Source organism: Aquimarina sp. Aq107 (assembly GCF_943733665.1).
Classification (GTDB): Bacteria; Bacteroidota; Bacteroidia; order Flavobacteriales; family Flavobacteriaceae; genus Aquimarina.
This window is the reverse complement of the sequence record NZ_OX030782.1, coordinates 2,359,476-2,373,906: the sequence shown is the minus strand read 5'-3', so window position 1 is coordinate 2,373,906 and position 14,431 is coordinate 2,359,476. Positions and strand designations below refer to the sequence as shown.

The following is a 14,431-nucleotide window of genomic DNA, read 5'->3' as shown; positions in this document are numbered from 1 at the left end:
AGAAGGATATCTTACATTTAAGTTATTACTATAATAGAAATAATGAAATCTGTTGAATAATTAATATTATGTGGTTTCAACAAAATCTTTAAGTCTATCGAAAACAGATCCCCAACCGTTCATAAAGCCCATTTTTTCTTGTTGTTGACAATATTCTTCAGTAGGGTGGACTACATTAAAAGTAAAATTAGTTTTATCTCCATCCTTTTCAAACAGCGCTTGTATTTCTACTCCTTCTGTCATTGGTTTAAAATTAGCGGATGACGATATTTTTTTATGCTCTATGATTTCGATGTAGACACCTTCTGAGATAAATTCATTACCATCGGGCATTAACATTGAATATTTCCATGTTCCTCCAACACTAAAATCGTGAGAGATAACTTTAGTTTTCATTCCTTTTGGGCCCCACCATTGAGCTATATGTTCAGGTTGCGTCCAAGCTTCCCAAACTAATTCTATCGGAGCATTAAAGGTTCTGGTTAATGATAATGTACGTTTGTTCAAATCATTCATTTTCTTTGGTTTTTAGATTGTAGTTTATTTAAATATTCTTCAAAAGAGTCTAATTTTTCTTCCCATAAATTTTTGTATTGATCTATCCATAGGAATGCAGGAACAAGGTTTTTAGGCTGAATTAGACAATATCTTTCTCTACCTTTTTTATTTATTGATATAATTCCACATTCTTCTAGGATCTTTATATGTTTAGAGATAGCAGGTCGACTAATATCAAATTTTTCAGCAATGGCATTAATAGATAGTGCTTGTTCTGCCAGTAAAGAGATAATATCTCTTCTAACGGGATCTGCAATGGCTTGAAAAACATCTCTTCTCATTATTAATATGTAACTGATTGGTTACAAATATAAATGTAATCATTCGGTTACGCAAGTTTTGTTTTAATTCATGTGGTATAGATTTTATTTATTGTTAATTCATTTAAATATATAATTAATCTATATGCAATAGAAATGCAATTCATTAAATTTGGTAACACATACTTTAAAACTCAATAGATATTATGGATAATTCACAAAACGGAGGAGACATCAGTAAATGCCCATTTATGGGTGGACCTCAAAAAGAAAGCGCGGGCGCGGGTACATCAAATAGAGATTGGTGGCCAAATGAATTAAAATTAAATATTCTTCGTCAAAATGGATCAAAGTCTAATCCTATGGGTGGTGATTTTGATTATGCGAAGGCATTTAATAGTGTTAATTATGAAGAACTTAAAGCAGATGTAGTGGCTTTAATGACAGACTCTCAAGATTGGTGGCCTGCAGATTATGGTCATTATGGAGGTTTAATGGTCCGAATGGCATGGCATAGTGCGGGTACTTATAGAGTTGGTGATGGTAGAGGAGGAGCAGGTACAGGTAATCAACGTTTTGCGCCGTTAAATAGTTGGCCAGATAATGGAAACTTGGATAAAGCACGATTACTGCTATGGCCGATTAAACAGAAATATGGTAAAAAGATTTCTTGGGCGGATTTAATGATTCTTGCAGGGAATTGCGCAATAGAATCTATGGGTTTAAAAACGTTTGGGTTTGCTGGAGGAAGAGCAGATGTATGGGAACCAGAACAAGATGTTTATTGGGGTGATGAAACAGAATGGTTAGCTAATAAAGAACGTTTCGCGGATGGCGATCTCGAAGGGTATCTTGGTGCGGCTCATATGGGGTTAATTTACGTGAATCCAGAAGGTCCCAATGGCTCGTCTGATCCTTTAGGAACGGCTAAACTTATGAAAGAAACGTTTGGTAGAATGGCGATGAATGACGAAGAAACTGTTGCGATTACAGCTGGAGGTCATACTTTTGGAAAGGCTCATGGTGCTGCAGACCCAGATAAATATGTGGGTGTTGAACCACACGGAGCTTCTATTCAAGAGATGAGTTTAGGTTGGAAAAATACATATGGAACAGGAGTATTAGATGATGCTATTACTAGTGGTTTAGAAGGTGCTTGGACACCTAATCCGGATAAATGGGATTATGATTTTTTCAAAGTATTATTGGATTATGATTGGGAACAAACAAAAAGTCCAGCAGGAGCAAATCAATGGACTCCAACTGCGGATTCTGGAGCTCCTACAGCACCAACTGCAGGTGATGCTTCGAAGAGACAAGCTTTAATGATGACTGATGCCGATATGGCATTAAAAATGGATCCTGATTATTTAAAGATTTCTCAGCGTTTTCGTAATAACCCAGAAGAGTTTGAAGATGCTTTTATTAGAGCGTGGTATAAATTGACACATAGAGATATGGGGCCTGTTTCTCGTTATTTAGGTCCAGAAGTTCCTAATGAAGAACTAATTTGGCAAGATCCAATTCCAGCAGGTAAGAGTCTTAAAGATTCAGATATTGCATCTTTAAAAAATATGATTTCGGTTTCTGGTCTTACCGTTTCGCAATTAGTTACTACAGCTTGGGCATCTGCCTCTACATTTAGAGGTTCTGATAATCGTGGAGGAGCTAATGGAGGGCGTCTTCGTTTAGAACCACAGAGAAGCTGGGAAGTAAATAATCCTAAAGCTTTATCAGAAGTTTTAAGTGTTTACGAAGGTATACAAAAAGATTTTTCTGGAGATGTTTCTATAGCTGATTTAATTGTTCTTGGAGGTAATGTAGGTGTAGAACTAGCAGCTAAAAATGCTGGTTTCGATGTAAACGTGCCTTTTACAAGTGGTAGAGGAGATGCTTCTCAAGAACAAACAGATGTAGAATCATTTGGACATTTAGAACCTTTAGCTGATGGATTTAGAAATTACTTAAGAGGTGATTTAAAATTAGCTGCAGAAGAATTATTAATTGATCGTGCTCAGTTACTAACATTATCTATTCCTGAAATGACAGTTCTTGTTGGAGGTTTAAGAGTGTTAGATGCTAATTATGATGGTTCCAATAATGGTGTGTTTACAGATAGCGACGATGCATTAACGAATGACTTCTTTAAGAATATTTTAGATTTTACTTATACTTGGAAACCTATATCTAAGGATGACACACTGTTTGAAGGTAGTGATCGTAGAACAGGAGTAACTAAATTCACAGGTACTAGAGCTGATCTTATTTTTGGTTCTAATACAGAATTAAGAGCAGTTGCTGAGGTATATGCTTCAGAAGATGCTAATGAAAAGTTTGTTAATGATTTTGTGTCAGCCTGGTCTAAAGTTATGGATTTAGATCGATTTGATTTAAAATAATATTGAAATTGAAAAATTGAGATTTTTAAAAGGTGATCTATACGGTAGGTCACCTTTTTTATTTGCGCACAATATTTTGAAAATCAGATTTATCGATTTTGAAAAATAGGGCGTTGGGGATTCCTTTACAGTCGCTTTTTTTCCAAAACATCATGCCTATTTTTTCCAAAACTTTAATGGAAGCTTTGTTTTCTGATGCCACTCTTGCAATAATTTCTTTAATACCTAATTGAGTAAATCCATATGCTAATACGGCTATTGAAGATTCTGTCGCATATCCTTTATTCCATTTATTTCTAAAAAAACGAAAACCGATATCAATATCTCCATCTTCGTTTCGTTTAAGACCACACCAGCCAATAAAATCATTTGTTTCTTTAAGTAATACAGCCCAGCGTCCATACCCATTCATATTATACTCTTGATAATTTTTTAAAAAGGATTTTGCATCTTCAATCGATAAAAAAGGATAATCACCTGTGTATTTTAAAACTTCAGGATCAGAATTTAATGAAAAGAACTTTTCTGCATCAGAAACTTGTAGTTTACGCAGTATTAGTCTGTTGGTTTCGATAATTATAATGGTTTTATTTTTTTCTAGAGTAAGTTTTTTCGATGTAGAAATATTTAAGCTTGTATTTTTTTTAATTTTTATCAAGATGCTTTTTTTTAGAAACCTAACAACTTAGTTTAGTAGAAACACTATTTTTAATTTAGATGTATAAGATATAAAGAATAAGTATTTTATAATATTAAATCATACTTTAGAAAAGTATGATAAGGGTTTTTACTAATAATATCGATCAATTTTTTAATTAATCCATTGTAGTTCAAATAATCAACAAAAACTTATTTAGAATTGTTAATTACTTTGTAAGAGGACTATTTCAATTTAGTAAGTGAAATCTTATATTAGCAAGCATTCTACCTAAAATTTTATGAGTAAGGAAACTAAATATACCGAAGATAATATACGATCCCTCGATTGGAAAGAGCATATCCGTATGCGACCTGGAATGTATATTGGAAAATTAGGTGATGGATCTTCAGCTGATGATGGAATCTATATTTTATTAAAAGAAGTGCTTGACAATTCTATTGATGAATATGTTATGGGCGCGGGTAAAACCATTGAGATTTCAATACAGGGAGATAAAGTAATTGTTAGAGATTATGGACGTGGAATCCCTTTAGGTAAAGTTGTAGATGTAGTTTCTAAAATGAATACTGGTGGAAAATACGATTCAAGAGCATTTAAAAAGTCTGTTGGGTTAAATGGTGTTGGTACAAAAGCTGTTAATGCCTTATCTACGTATTTTAGAGTAGAATCTACTAGAGATGGAAAATCTGCATCTGCAGAATTTGAAAAAGGAAACCTTACGAATCAAGATACTCTAGACGAAACCTCTAGACGAAGAGGAACAAAAGTTTCTTTCGTTCCCGATAATACAATTTTCAAACATTATAAGTATCGAACGGAGTATGTGGCGAAGATGCTTAAAAACTATGTGTATCTAAATCCTGGGTTGACCATCATTTTTAATGGAGAAAAATATTTTTCAGAAAATGGATTAAAAGACCTGCTTTCAGATAATATTAATGAAGATGATAGATTGTATCCTATTATTCATTTATTAGGTAATGATATAGAAATAGCAATTACGCATAGTAAAACTCAGTATAGCGAAGAGTATCATTCTTTTGTAAATGGGCAACATACTACACAAGGTGGAACACATCAAGCAGCTTTTAGAGAAGCTGTAGTTAAGACAATTAGAGAGTTTTACGGAAAAAATTATGAGGCTAGTGATATTCGTAAATCAATTGTTTCTGCTATTAGTATAAAAGTAATGGAGCCCGTTTTTGAAAGTCAGACAAAAACGAAGTTAGGTTCTACTGAAATGGGTGGAGATTTGCCAACTGTTAGAACCTACATCAATGATTTTGTAAAAACGAAATTAGATAATTTTCTACATAAAAATTCAGATGTAGCAGAGGCACTACAAAGAAAAATACTACAAGCAGAGCGAGAACGAAAAGATTTATCTGGTATACGTAAACTGGCTCGTGAACGAGCAAAAAAAGCAAGTTTACATAATAAAAAATTAAGAGATTGTCGAGTTCATCTTACTGATAGTAAAAAAGACAGGAATTTAGAGAGTACCTTATTTATAACCGAGGGAGATTCTGCAAGTGGATCAATAACAAAATCGAGAGACGTAAATACACAAGCCGTATTTAGCTTACGTGGGAAACCACTAAATAGCTACAATATGAGTAAAAAAATTGTGTATGAAAATGAAGAGTTTAATTTATTACAAGCAGCATTAAATATAGAAGAGTCCTTAGAAGATCTTAGATATAATAATATTGTAATTGCTACTGATGCCGATGTCGATGGAATGCACATAAGGTTGTTATTAATTACATTTTTTCTTCAATTTTTTCCAGAAGTAATTAAAGAAGGTCATTTGTATATTCTTCAAACACCACTTTTTAGAGTACGAAATAAAAAAGAAACCATCTATTGTTATTCTGAGCAGGAAAGAAGAGATGCTATTGAAAAATTGTCTGGAAAGCCTGAAATTACTCGATTTAAGGGGTTAGGAGAAATATCTCCAGATGAGTTTGTTCATTTTATTGGAGATGATATTCGTTTAGATCCTGTAATGTTAGATAAAGATAAGTCTATAGAAGAGCTACTGTCTTTTTATATGGGAAAAAATACACCTAGTAGACAAGAGTTTATTATTGAAAATTTAAAGGTAGAATTAGACGCAGTAGAAGAGTAGTACTAAAGGAATACAAAAAAGTGCCCCAGAAAAAGGTATGGATATAGAAAACGAAAACGAAGAATTACATAATGAATTAACCCCAGAGGATCATCAACCTCAGGAAGTGATTACCAAAGTTACTGGGATGTATAAAGACTGGTTTTTGGATTACGCATCTTATGTAATCTTAGAACGTGCAGTCCCAGCAATAGAAGATGGATTAAAACCTGTGCAACGAAGAATTCTTCATTCTATGAAAGATTTGGATGATGGGAGATATAATAAGGTTGCAAATATTGTAGGGCATACGATGCAGTATCATCCACATGGTGATGCAAGTATTGCTGATGCTATGGTACAGATTGGACAACGAGATCTGTTAATCGATATGCAAGGTAACTGGGGTAATATTCTTACCGGTGATAGAGCCGCCGCATCTAGATATATTGAAGCGCGTTTATCAAAATTTGCTTTAGATGTTGTTTATAATCCAAAAGTTACCGATTGGCAATTATCTTATGATGGTAGGAAAAAGGAACCAATAAATCTTCCTGTAAAGTTTCCATTACTTCTTGCTCAAGGTGCCGAAGGTATTGCAGTAGGATTGAGTACTAAAATTCTTCCTCATAATTTTATTGAACTGATAGAAGCTTCAATAAAACATTTACAAGGAAAACGTTTTACAATACTGCCGGATTTTCCAACAGCGGGAATAGCCGATTTTACTAACTACAATGATGGTAATCGTGGAGGAAAAGTTAGAGTACGTGCAAAAATCTCTCAATTAGATAAGAATACACTGGTTATAAATGAGATACCTTTCTCCACTACAACCTCTAGTTTAATAGATTCTATCCTTAAAGCTAACGATAAAGGTAAGATTAAAATAAAAAAAATAGAGGATAATACTGCTGCAGAAGTAGAGATATTAGTGCATTTACCAGGTGGTATTTCTCCAGATAAAACTATTGATGCATTATATGCCTTTACCAATTGCGAATCGTCAATTTCGCCATTAGGATGTGTTATTGAAGAGAATAGTCGTCCTAATTTTATAGGAGTTTCCGAAATGTTAAAACGTTCTACAGATAATACCTTAGAACTGCTTAAAAAAGAGTTGGAGATTCAATTAAATGAATTGCAAGAGCAATGGCATTTTGCTTCATTAGAACGAATTTTTATCGAAAACCGTATTTATCGCGAAATTGAAGAGGAAGAAACTTGGGAAGGAGTAATACAGGCGATTGATAAGGGGTTGCGACCTCATATAAAACACCTAAAACGTGCAGTTACTGAAGAGGATATTGTGCGTTTAACAGAGATTAGAATTAAAAGGATCTCAAAATTTGATATTGATAAGGCGCAACAAAAGATTGAAGCGTTAGAGGATGATATAGCGCAGGTTAAACATCATTTAGAGCATCTGGTAGAATATGCTATTTCTTACTTTAAGAGATTAAAAGATACATATGGTAAAGGAAGAGAGCGTAAAACCGAAATCAGAATTTTTGATGATATCGAGGCTACCAAAGTGGTTATCAGAAACACAAAACTATATGTAAATAGAGAAGAAGGTTTTGTAGGTACGTCATTACGTAAAAATGAATATGTAACGGATTGTTCTGATATTGATGATATTATTTGTTTTATGGCAGATGGTAAAATGATGATAACAAAAGTGGATGCTAAAACTTTTGTAGGGAAAGACATTATTCATGTTGCAGTCTTTAAAAAGAAGGATAAGCGAACTATCTATAATATGATTTATCAAGATGGTAGAGGAGGTCCATCTTATGTCAAACGTTTTGCTGTTACCGGGGTTACAAGAGATAAGGAATATGATTTAACGCAAGGTAAAAAGGGTTCAAAAGCAACTTACTTCACTGCAAATCCTAATGGTGAAGCAGAGGTGATTACTATTTTTCTTCGTCAAGCGGGAAGTATTAAGAAGCTTAAATTTGACCTTGATTTTTCTGACCTATTAATAAAAGGTAGAGGAGTAAAGGGAAATATTGTAACTAAATACAATATCAAAAAAATCGAACTAAAAGAGCAAGGTGTATCTACTCTAAAACCTCGTAAAATATGGTTTGACGATACAGTTAGGAGACTAAATGTTGATGGAAGAGGAGAACTTTTAGGAGAGTTTAAAGGAGAAGATAGGTTACTGATTATTAACCAAAAAGGAATTGTAAAAACTATTATTCCTGAAATTACAGTCCATTTTGATTCGGACATGATTGTTTTGGAGAAATGGAAACCGATGAAACCAGTTTCTGCTATTTACTGGGATGGAGAAAAGGAACGTTATTATGTGAAACGATTTTTAGTAGAAAACTCGGATAGAGAAGAAACGATTATTTCCGATCACCAAAAATCATTTTTAGAAATTGTTTCCACAGACCATAGACCTGTCGCAGAAATAGTATATAATAAACTTAGAGGAAAAGAACAAAAACCTAATGATGAAATAAGTTTAGAAGACTTTATTTCAGTAAAAGGGATCAAGGCGCAAGGAAATCAATTAACTACAGAGAAAGTAAGGCAGATTAATTTATTAGACTCTTTACCTTATGAAGAGCCAGATGAGATTCCGACAGAAGAAATAGAGGTAGTAGGAGAAGAATCTATAACACCAGATTCTAAAATATCTGGAAATGAGACGGGTAGTGGGGTTTCACTTGATAACGAAGAAGATGACGGAGATGGGGAGCAGACAAGTTTATTTTAAAAAAGAAAAATCATTATCGAAAACTAAAATGTACTCGATAATGATTTTTCTTTTTTTAATAGATGATTAATTTATCTACTACCTTTTGATTATTGATGTTTAATGAAACAAAGTAAACACCTTTTGTTAAATTAGAAATTTTTGCTATGTTCTCTGTGTGGTCATAGTTTTTTGATAACACTATTTTACCTGAAGTATCATAGATTTTAAGTTTTTTAGTTGTGTTAGTTTTTTTAAACTTTATATAAGCTTCATCAATCGCTGGATTAGGGTAAATCTCAAAATAAGAATTGGGATTATCTATATCATTTATTCCAAGCGTGGTATTATCTATAAATATATCAAGTTCGTTAAACTCAAAACTACCACTACTTTGGTATCCTTCTACAACAAAAGACACTTCATGTAGTTTTCCTAAATTCATATCAATAGATTCCCATTGCTTAAAATGCTCAGAGATATCTATTGTACCACTATTTCTTGTGTCTCTTCTGATACTAAAATATTGTTGAAAAGTAGTGTTCCCCACAATCGAAGGTTGATTTACTCTAGTGTTTTCGTAAACATCGTAAACGCTTCCATTTATTTCAAAAGATTTTTTTAATACAGCTCCATCTGCCATTGATGGAATCCAATTTCGCCAATCTTCAATAATATAATATTCTACAAGTGGATCAATAGTCCATCCGTAAATAGATAGATAAGAGTTCCCCGAGGAAGTAGAAGGGTTGTAATTACAGTTATAAGTGGTAAAAAAGTTTCCTATTTCTTGATGCTCTTGTGTTTGATTGTATCCTAATCCTCTTCTCGCTAAATAGTTTAATATACCATCCCATTCTCCACTAAATAATGCTTCATTACCTAATGTCATACAAGCAGTTCCTTGAGAATTTTGATTCCATAACTCATATCTAAACCCATCTTCTTCTCCGGTAATTTGTTCTGACCCTGATTGTATACAATAGGTCTGTGCTTTAGTATTTCCAAGAGAAAAGATTAAAAATAAAAATGGAAGGATAATTCGAAATGTTGATTTGTAAAATAAGTTCATTGTAATTAATTTTTGTTTCAAAAAATTGATTTTTAGCAGATTAGAGCGATTTACTTAAGGTAATTAGTTAATTGAGTAAAACAAAGCAAAATTCTTTAATAACTATGAAAAACAAAAATTATTGAGGATATTGAATATTTTTTTTACTTAAAATTTAAATAAAATTTTTCTAGTTTCTTGATTAAGAATATAATCAATTAAGACTTTTTTACAAACTTGGTTAAAATAACAATATGTTGACCACTTACTTTTCCTTCTATATGTTCAGGGTTGTCGTGGACTAAAGAAATATTACGAACAGCAGTTCCTCTTTTCGCAGTAAAATTAGCCCCTTTAACATTTAGATCTTTTATTAAAACCACACTGTCACCTGCATTAAGTAAAGCTCCATTAGAGTCTAAATGCTTAATCTTAGTACTTTCATCATCACCTTCTCCTGTAGCTTTAGCCCATGCTAAAGTATCATCGTCCAGATATAACATATCAATAAGATCTTGTGGCCATCCTTCAGATTTTAATCTATGAAGCATTCTATACGCCATAACCTGTACACCAGGGACTTGACTCCACATGCTATCATTAAGACAGCGCCAATGATTAGGATCCACTGTAAGAATATTTTCGATTTGATCTTTACAAATAGAGCAAGTAAGAATACTAGAGTCTAATCCTACATTTGGAGATTCTGGGATATCATATATTGATAAATTATCAGTAGCACCACATAATTCGCATGTAGTATGACTACGATCTTGTAATTCTTTTAGTTTACTCATTCTTGATTTATAAGTTGTAAAACTAGCTCTCTTGGTTACTTAATTTTCCTTTTTTCCGTAATTTAAAGTTGATAAACTCCACAAATAACGAAAATGCAATAGTAAAATATAAATATCCTTTTGGTATAGTCCCTACTTCAGAATCAAATATCTGTAAATGTGCTAGATGTGCAGCTTCGGCTATCAACATAAATCCAATTAAAATTAAGAAAGATAGTCCAAGAATCTGGATAGAAGGGTGTTTGTTTACAAAACGACCAACAGGAGTAGCAAACAACATCATGATTAAAACAGAAATAACGACCGCAATAATCATGATAATCAAAGCGTCTGTTGGATTATCACTCAATCCATTCGTCATACCAACGGCAGTAAGTATAGAATCAAAAGAGAAAACTACATTAATTAATGTAATCTGAATAATAGCTTTAGATAAAGAACTCGAACTTTTTTTTTGTATTTCTTTCTCTTCTTCTCCTTTTTCATCTACTTTTTCATGGATTTCATGAACACTTTTGTATAATAAGAATATTCCTCCTCCAAATAATATTAGGGATTGACCACTAATTCCGGCCTCTATCCAAGGAAGGTTGATGTGCCAAAAAGGAGCCTCCATTGCTACAAGTAGAGAAATACCAAATAACAAAACAATCCTCATTACCATAGCTAATAACAAACCGATGTTTGTAGCTTTTTTTTGTTCTTGATCTGGTAATTTGCTAGAAGCTAATGAAATAAATATAATATTATCAATTCCTAATACAATTTCTAAAAAGGTTAATGTTAACAATGCTATCCAAGCATCTGCCGTTGCGAAAATTTCAAACATTATTTAATTTTTTTAGCAGTTCCTCTTTGTTTATTTTTTTTAACACCTACAAGACCATATTCAAAAGTATATGTGTCTTTTTCGGTAGTTAATATTTTCATGTGTATAGCTTTTTCTTCAGCCATATTTTTAGGATGAAGTTTTTTTACGATATACTCACAATCATTAATCCAGCGTATACTTGCAGTATCACTTTTACCTTGAAAATAATCAATCTCTATAGAGTCATTACGTACAAATGTGGTTTTAGCAAGTTCTCCGTTTAGATATGTCTCAAATTCAAACGTTCCTGTTTGAAATTCTGTACAGTCGCGTTTTTGTTGGTAACATCCTGTAAACAGAGCAGAGATAAATAATAAAAAAATAAATCGTTTCATAAAAGTATAATAACGAGAAACGAAAATAAATCTATTTCAACAGATTTTACAGTAACCAGTATAAAAGTTGTTAAGATATTTAATTCTTATAAACGTCGAAAGTACCATCCTTATAAAAAAAGACTATCTGGCTAATATTTTTATTTGTCGAATTAGTTTTAATTATTGGTGCTATTGTTTCTTCTGGAGCATCCTTGGGTAAAGGTGTATCATTATTAGAATGCGAAAATAGGTCTTGTTCTGATTCCGTTTCGGTAGATGATATTATTGGAGTAGGAGTTATAGGCTCTTTTTGCTTAGGATTTTCTTGTTCTTGTTTAGGGATTTTTGACTTAGGAAAAGATCCTTGCCCGTATAGGAGCCAATATAATTCTGCTTCAGGATAAGCTTCCGTAATTCTCATAACAAAATCTAGACTAGGTTTGTTTCTGCCAGATAAAATATGAGAAATAGAAGAGCGTCCAACCCCCATAGCATCCGCAAATCCTGAGGCTGAAACGTGATAAAATTTCATGATTTCTTGGATTCTTTTTCCAAAAGCTGCAGTGTTTACCATTGTAAACGATTTTATAATTATTGATATGTTACAAAGGTAAACAAACGTTAGAAAACAACAGTTTACAATTGTAACTTTAATAGTAATAAACAAAACTAATATTAAACTAATACTATAGGTGAATATCTTTTTATATTTGAAATACAGTTATTTATAATATGTTTACTAGTAATTAGGTTACTTCTATAACATTTTGATTCCATGATTTAAATTTCTGTTTAACATCTTAAACAAACATCATTTTCTCGATGTTTACATCTGTAAATAGCACTTATTTACAATTGTAAATCCGGCTTAGGTTTACATCTGTAAAAACTAAGCTATTTGTTATGAATCTTCGGTAAACAGTAGTAATTTTGGTTCTTTTATATGCTTATGGATATTAATGAATTATCTCGTTTATTTACTAAATACAAAGAATCAACGTTATTAGGACGTTATATACATTTGGGTCATATAGGTCCGTTAATAGATAATCTTTCTAGTAGAATGAACGTGGAGCAGTTAGGTGTCTCAGAAAATGAAGCTCCTATACATCTTATTAAAGTCGGCAATGGTCCCAAAAAATTGTTGTTCTGGTCACAGATGCACGGAAATGAAAGTACAACTACAAAATCGATGTTCGATTTTTTGAATATGCTATCCGATGACTCTAATGAAGTTTCAGAACAAATATTAGCTTCTTGTACCTTATATATAATACCTATATTAAGCCCTGATGGTGCAAAAGCTTATACTAGGCTTAATCATAATCAGATTGATCTTAATAGAGACGCTCAGGATAGGAGTCAAAAGGAAAGTGTAATATTGAGAAATGTAATTGATAAGATCAAACCAGATTTCGCATTCAATTTACACGGACAACGTACTATTTTTAGTGTAGGAACAACAGATATACCTGCTACTGTTTCTTTTCTATCACCTGCTGGTGATAAGGATCGTACAATTACCAAGTCTCGTAAAATAGCTATGGAGATTATTGCAGAAATGAATTCTGTATTACAAAAGTGCATTCCTAATGGTATTGGTAGATATGATGATGGTTTTAATATAAATTGTGTTGGAGATACATTATCAGATTTAGGTGTTCCTACTATTTTATTTGAAGCTGGACATTATAAAAACGATTATACACGAGATACTACTAGAGTTTATATTTTTTATGCATTGGTAACATCCATTCGATATATTTCAATGAATGATGTGCTAGGGAGTAAACATCAAGCTTATTTTAATATTCCAGAAAATGGGAAATGTTTTTATGATATCATCATTAGAGATGTTATTCTGAATAATAAGAATGTTGATATCGCCATCCAGTATACTGAAGAATTATCCCAAAATGATATTAAATTCATTCCAAAAATTGTTAAAATTGATGATTTACGAAATGTTTATGGTCATAGAGAAATTATCGGTAATAAAAGAGTGATATTTAACGAAAACGTTACAGTAGAGGTACTTCCGGAAAATGAGTTGTTAAAATTCAAGTTAAATGATGAATTATTCTCAACAGAATTAAGAAAAAGTTGAAAAAAAATGTATGAATAGATAATTTTTCTGTTATTTTTGCAATGTAATTAATCGGGAAAATTTATTAGAATTACTATGGCAAAATTTAAATTAGACGAAGTAGATCACCAAATACTAGACATGTTGATCGAAAATACTCGTACCCCATTTACGGATATCGCAAAAAAATTACTTATTTCTGCAGGAACCGTACACGTACGTGTAAAGAAAATGGAAGAAGCTGGAATTATTGAAGGTTCTTCATTAACATTAGATTATAAAAAATTAGGGTATTCTTTTATCGCTTATGTAGGGATATATCTTCAGAATACTTCACAAACTAAATTTGTATTACAGAGAATTAAAGAGATTCCTTTTGTGACAGTAGCTCACATTACAACCGGGAAGTTTAATATCTTTTGTAAAGTAAGAGCAAAAGATACGAATCATGCGAAAGACATTATTTTTCAGTTAGATGATATTGATGGAGTATACCGTACGGAAACTATGATATCATTAGAGGAAAGTATTAATGATAAAAAACGCTTAATGCATTCTATTTTCCAAGATTTGTAAAGGGCAATCGTATTAAAACATATAAACCCTTT

At 32.2% G+C, this 14,431-nt stretch carries 13 protein-coding genes; 5 read left to right on the top strand and 8 right to left on the bottom strand.

What is annotated here, in order from left to right:
* Positions 1-66: 66 nt before the first annotated feature.
* Entirely contained in the window at positions 67-516 is a 450-nt protein-coding gene (locus NMK29_RS10015) for an SRPBCC domain-containing protein (protein WP_108804030.1), read from the bottom strand.
* The gene (locus tag NMK29_RS10010) at positions 513-839 is read right to left on the bottom strand and encodes a helix-turn-helix transcriptional regulator (RefSeq protein ID WP_108804031.1); all 327 of its coding nucleotides are present in this window, start codon (positions 837-839) and stop codon (positions 513-515) included. The genes NMK29_RS10015 and NMK29_RS10010 overlap by 4 nt, the downstream gene beginning before the upstream one ends.
* A 185-nt stretch (positions 840-1,024) precedes the next feature.
* Here NMK29_RS10010 and katG point away from each other — a divergent pair, with 185 nt between their 5' ends.
* Positions 1,025-3,217: a catalase/peroxidase HPI gene (gene katG / locus NMK29_RS10005; RefSeq protein WP_108804032.1), complete on the top strand. Its 2,193-nt coding sequence runs from the start codon at positions 1,025-1,027 to the stop codon at positions 3,215-3,217.
* Positions 3,218-3,275: 58 nt separating this feature from the next.
* On the opposite strand, the gene NMK29_RS10000 is transcribed toward katG, so the two are convergent.
* Positions 3,276-3,875: a GNAT family N-acetyltransferase gene (locus tag NMK29_RS10000; RefSeq protein WP_371924099.1), complete on the bottom strand. Its 600-nt coding sequence runs from the start codon at positions 3,873-3,875 to the stop codon at positions 3,276-3,278.
* Positions 3,876-4,155: 280 nt separating this feature from the next.
* Between NMK29_RS10000 and NMK29_RS09995 the strand changes: the two genes are divergently transcribed.
* Together NMK29_RS09995 and NMK29_RS09990 are read left to right on the top strand one after the other, a co-directional pair.
* Positions 4,156-6,009, top strand: a complete 1,854-nt coding sequence (locus NMK29_RS09995) for a DNA topoisomerase IV subunit B (protein WP_027391706.1) — start codon at positions 4,156-4,158, stop codon at positions 6,007-6,009.
* Between the two features lie 37 nt (positions 6,010-6,046).
* The gene (locus tag NMK29_RS09990) at positions 6,047-8,722 is read left to right on the top strand and encodes a DNA gyrase/topoisomerase IV subunit A (RefSeq protein WP_108804033.1); all 2,676 of its coding nucleotides are present in this window, start codon (positions 6,047-6,049) and stop codon (positions 8,720-8,722) included.
* Between the two features lie 55 nt (positions 8,723-8,777).
* Here NMK29_RS09990 and NMK29_RS09985 read toward each other — a convergent pair whose 3' ends face one another.
* From NMK29_RS09985 to NMK29_RS09965, 5 genes are all read right to left on the bottom strand, one after another.
* Complete coding sequence (locus tag NMK29_RS09985) at positions 8,778-9,773, bottom strand: glycoside hydrolase family 11 protein (protein ID WP_108804034.1); 996 nt, start codon at positions 9,771-9,773, stop codon at positions 8,778-8,780.
* 197 nt (positions 9,774-9,970) lie between these two features.
* On the bottom strand, positions 9,971-10,549 hold the full coding sequence (locus tag NMK29_RS09980) for an alkylphosphonate utilization protein (protein ID WP_108804035.1): 579 nt from the start codon (positions 10,547-10,549) through the stop codon (positions 9,971-9,973).
* Between the two features lie 22 nt (positions 10,550-10,571).
* Positions 10,572-11,378, bottom strand: coding sequence for a TerC family protein (locus NMK29_RS09975; protein WP_108804036.1), 807 nt, complete (start codon positions 11,376-11,378; stop codon positions 10,572-10,574).
* A complete protein-coding gene (locus tag NMK29_RS09970; RefSeq protein WP_108804037.1) occupies positions 11,378-11,755 on the bottom strand; it encodes a DNA topoisomerase IV in 378 nt (125 codons plus the stop codon). Before NMK29_RS09970 ends, NMK29_RS09975 begins: the two co-directional genes overlap by 1 nt.
* 79 nt (positions 11,756-11,834) lie before the next feature.
* Positions 11,835-12,311, bottom strand: a complete 477-nt coding sequence (locus tag NMK29_RS09965) for a helix-turn-helix domain-containing protein (RefSeq protein WP_108804038.1) — start codon at positions 12,309-12,311, stop codon at positions 11,835-11,837.
* A gap of 375 nt (positions 12,312-12,686) precedes the next feature.
* On the opposite strand from NMK29_RS09965, the gene NMK29_RS09960 reads away from it, so the two are divergent.
* On the top strand, positions 12,687-13,844 hold the full coding sequence (locus NMK29_RS09960) for a M14 family zinc carboxypeptidase (protein WP_108804578.1): 1,158 nt from the start codon (positions 12,687-12,689) through the stop codon (positions 13,842-13,844).
* Between the two features lie 75 nt (positions 13,845-13,919).
* A complete protein-coding gene (locus NMK29_RS09955) occupies positions 13,920-14,399 on the top strand; it encodes an Lrp/AsnC family transcriptional regulator (protein WP_027391699.1) in 480 nt (159 codons plus the stop codon).
* Positions 14,400-14,431 lie beyond the last annotated feature (32 nt).

Bases quoted from the DNA above. Each gene is read 5' to 3' on its own strand.
- NMK29_RS09975 (WP_108804036.1), bottom strand. From the start codon at position 11,378: ATGTTTGAAATTTTCGCAACGGCAGATGCTTGGATAGCATTGTTAACA.
- katG (WP_108804032.1), top strand. From the start codon at position 1,025: ATGGATAATTCACAAAACGGAGGAGACATCAGTAAATGCCCATTTATG.
- NMK29_RS09990 (WP_108804033.1), top strand. From the start codon at position 6,047: ATGGATATAGAAAACGAAAACGAAGAATTACATAATGAATTAACCCCA.
- NMK29_RS09960 (WP_108804578.1), top strand. From the start codon at position 12,687: ATGGATATTAATGAATTATCTCGTTTATTTACTAAATACAAAGAATCA.
- NMK29_RS09955 (WP_027391699.1), top strand. From the start codon at position 13,920: ATGGCAAAATTTAAATTAGACGAAGTAGATCACCAAATACTAGACATG.
- NMK29_RS10015 (WP_108804030.1), bottom strand. From the start codon at position 516: ATGAATGATTTGAACAAACGTACATTATCATTAACCAGAACCTTTAAT.
- NMK29_RS09985 (WP_108804034.1), bottom strand. From the start codon at position 9,773: ATGAACTTATTTTACAAATCAACATTTCGAATTATCCTTCCATTTTTA.
- NMK29_RS09970 (WP_108804037.1), bottom strand. From the start codon at position 11,755: ATGAAACGATTTATTTTTTTATTATTTATCTCTGCTCTGTTTACAGGA.
- NMK29_RS09965 (WP_108804038.1), bottom strand. From the start codon at position 12,311: ATGGTAAACACTGCAGCTTTTGGAAAAAGAATCCAAGAAATCATGAAA.
- NMK29_RS10010 (WP_108804031.1), bottom strand. From the start codon at position 839: ATGAGAAGAGATGTTTTTCAAGCCATTGCAGATCCCGTTAGAAGAGAT.
- NMK29_RS09995 (WP_027391706.1), top strand. From the start codon at position 4,156: ATGAGTAAGGAAACTAAATATACCGAAGATAATATACGATCCCTCGAT.
- NMK29_RS09980 (WP_108804035.1), bottom strand. From the start codon at position 10,549: ATGAGTAAACTAAAAGAATTACAAGATCGTAGTCATACTACATGCGAA.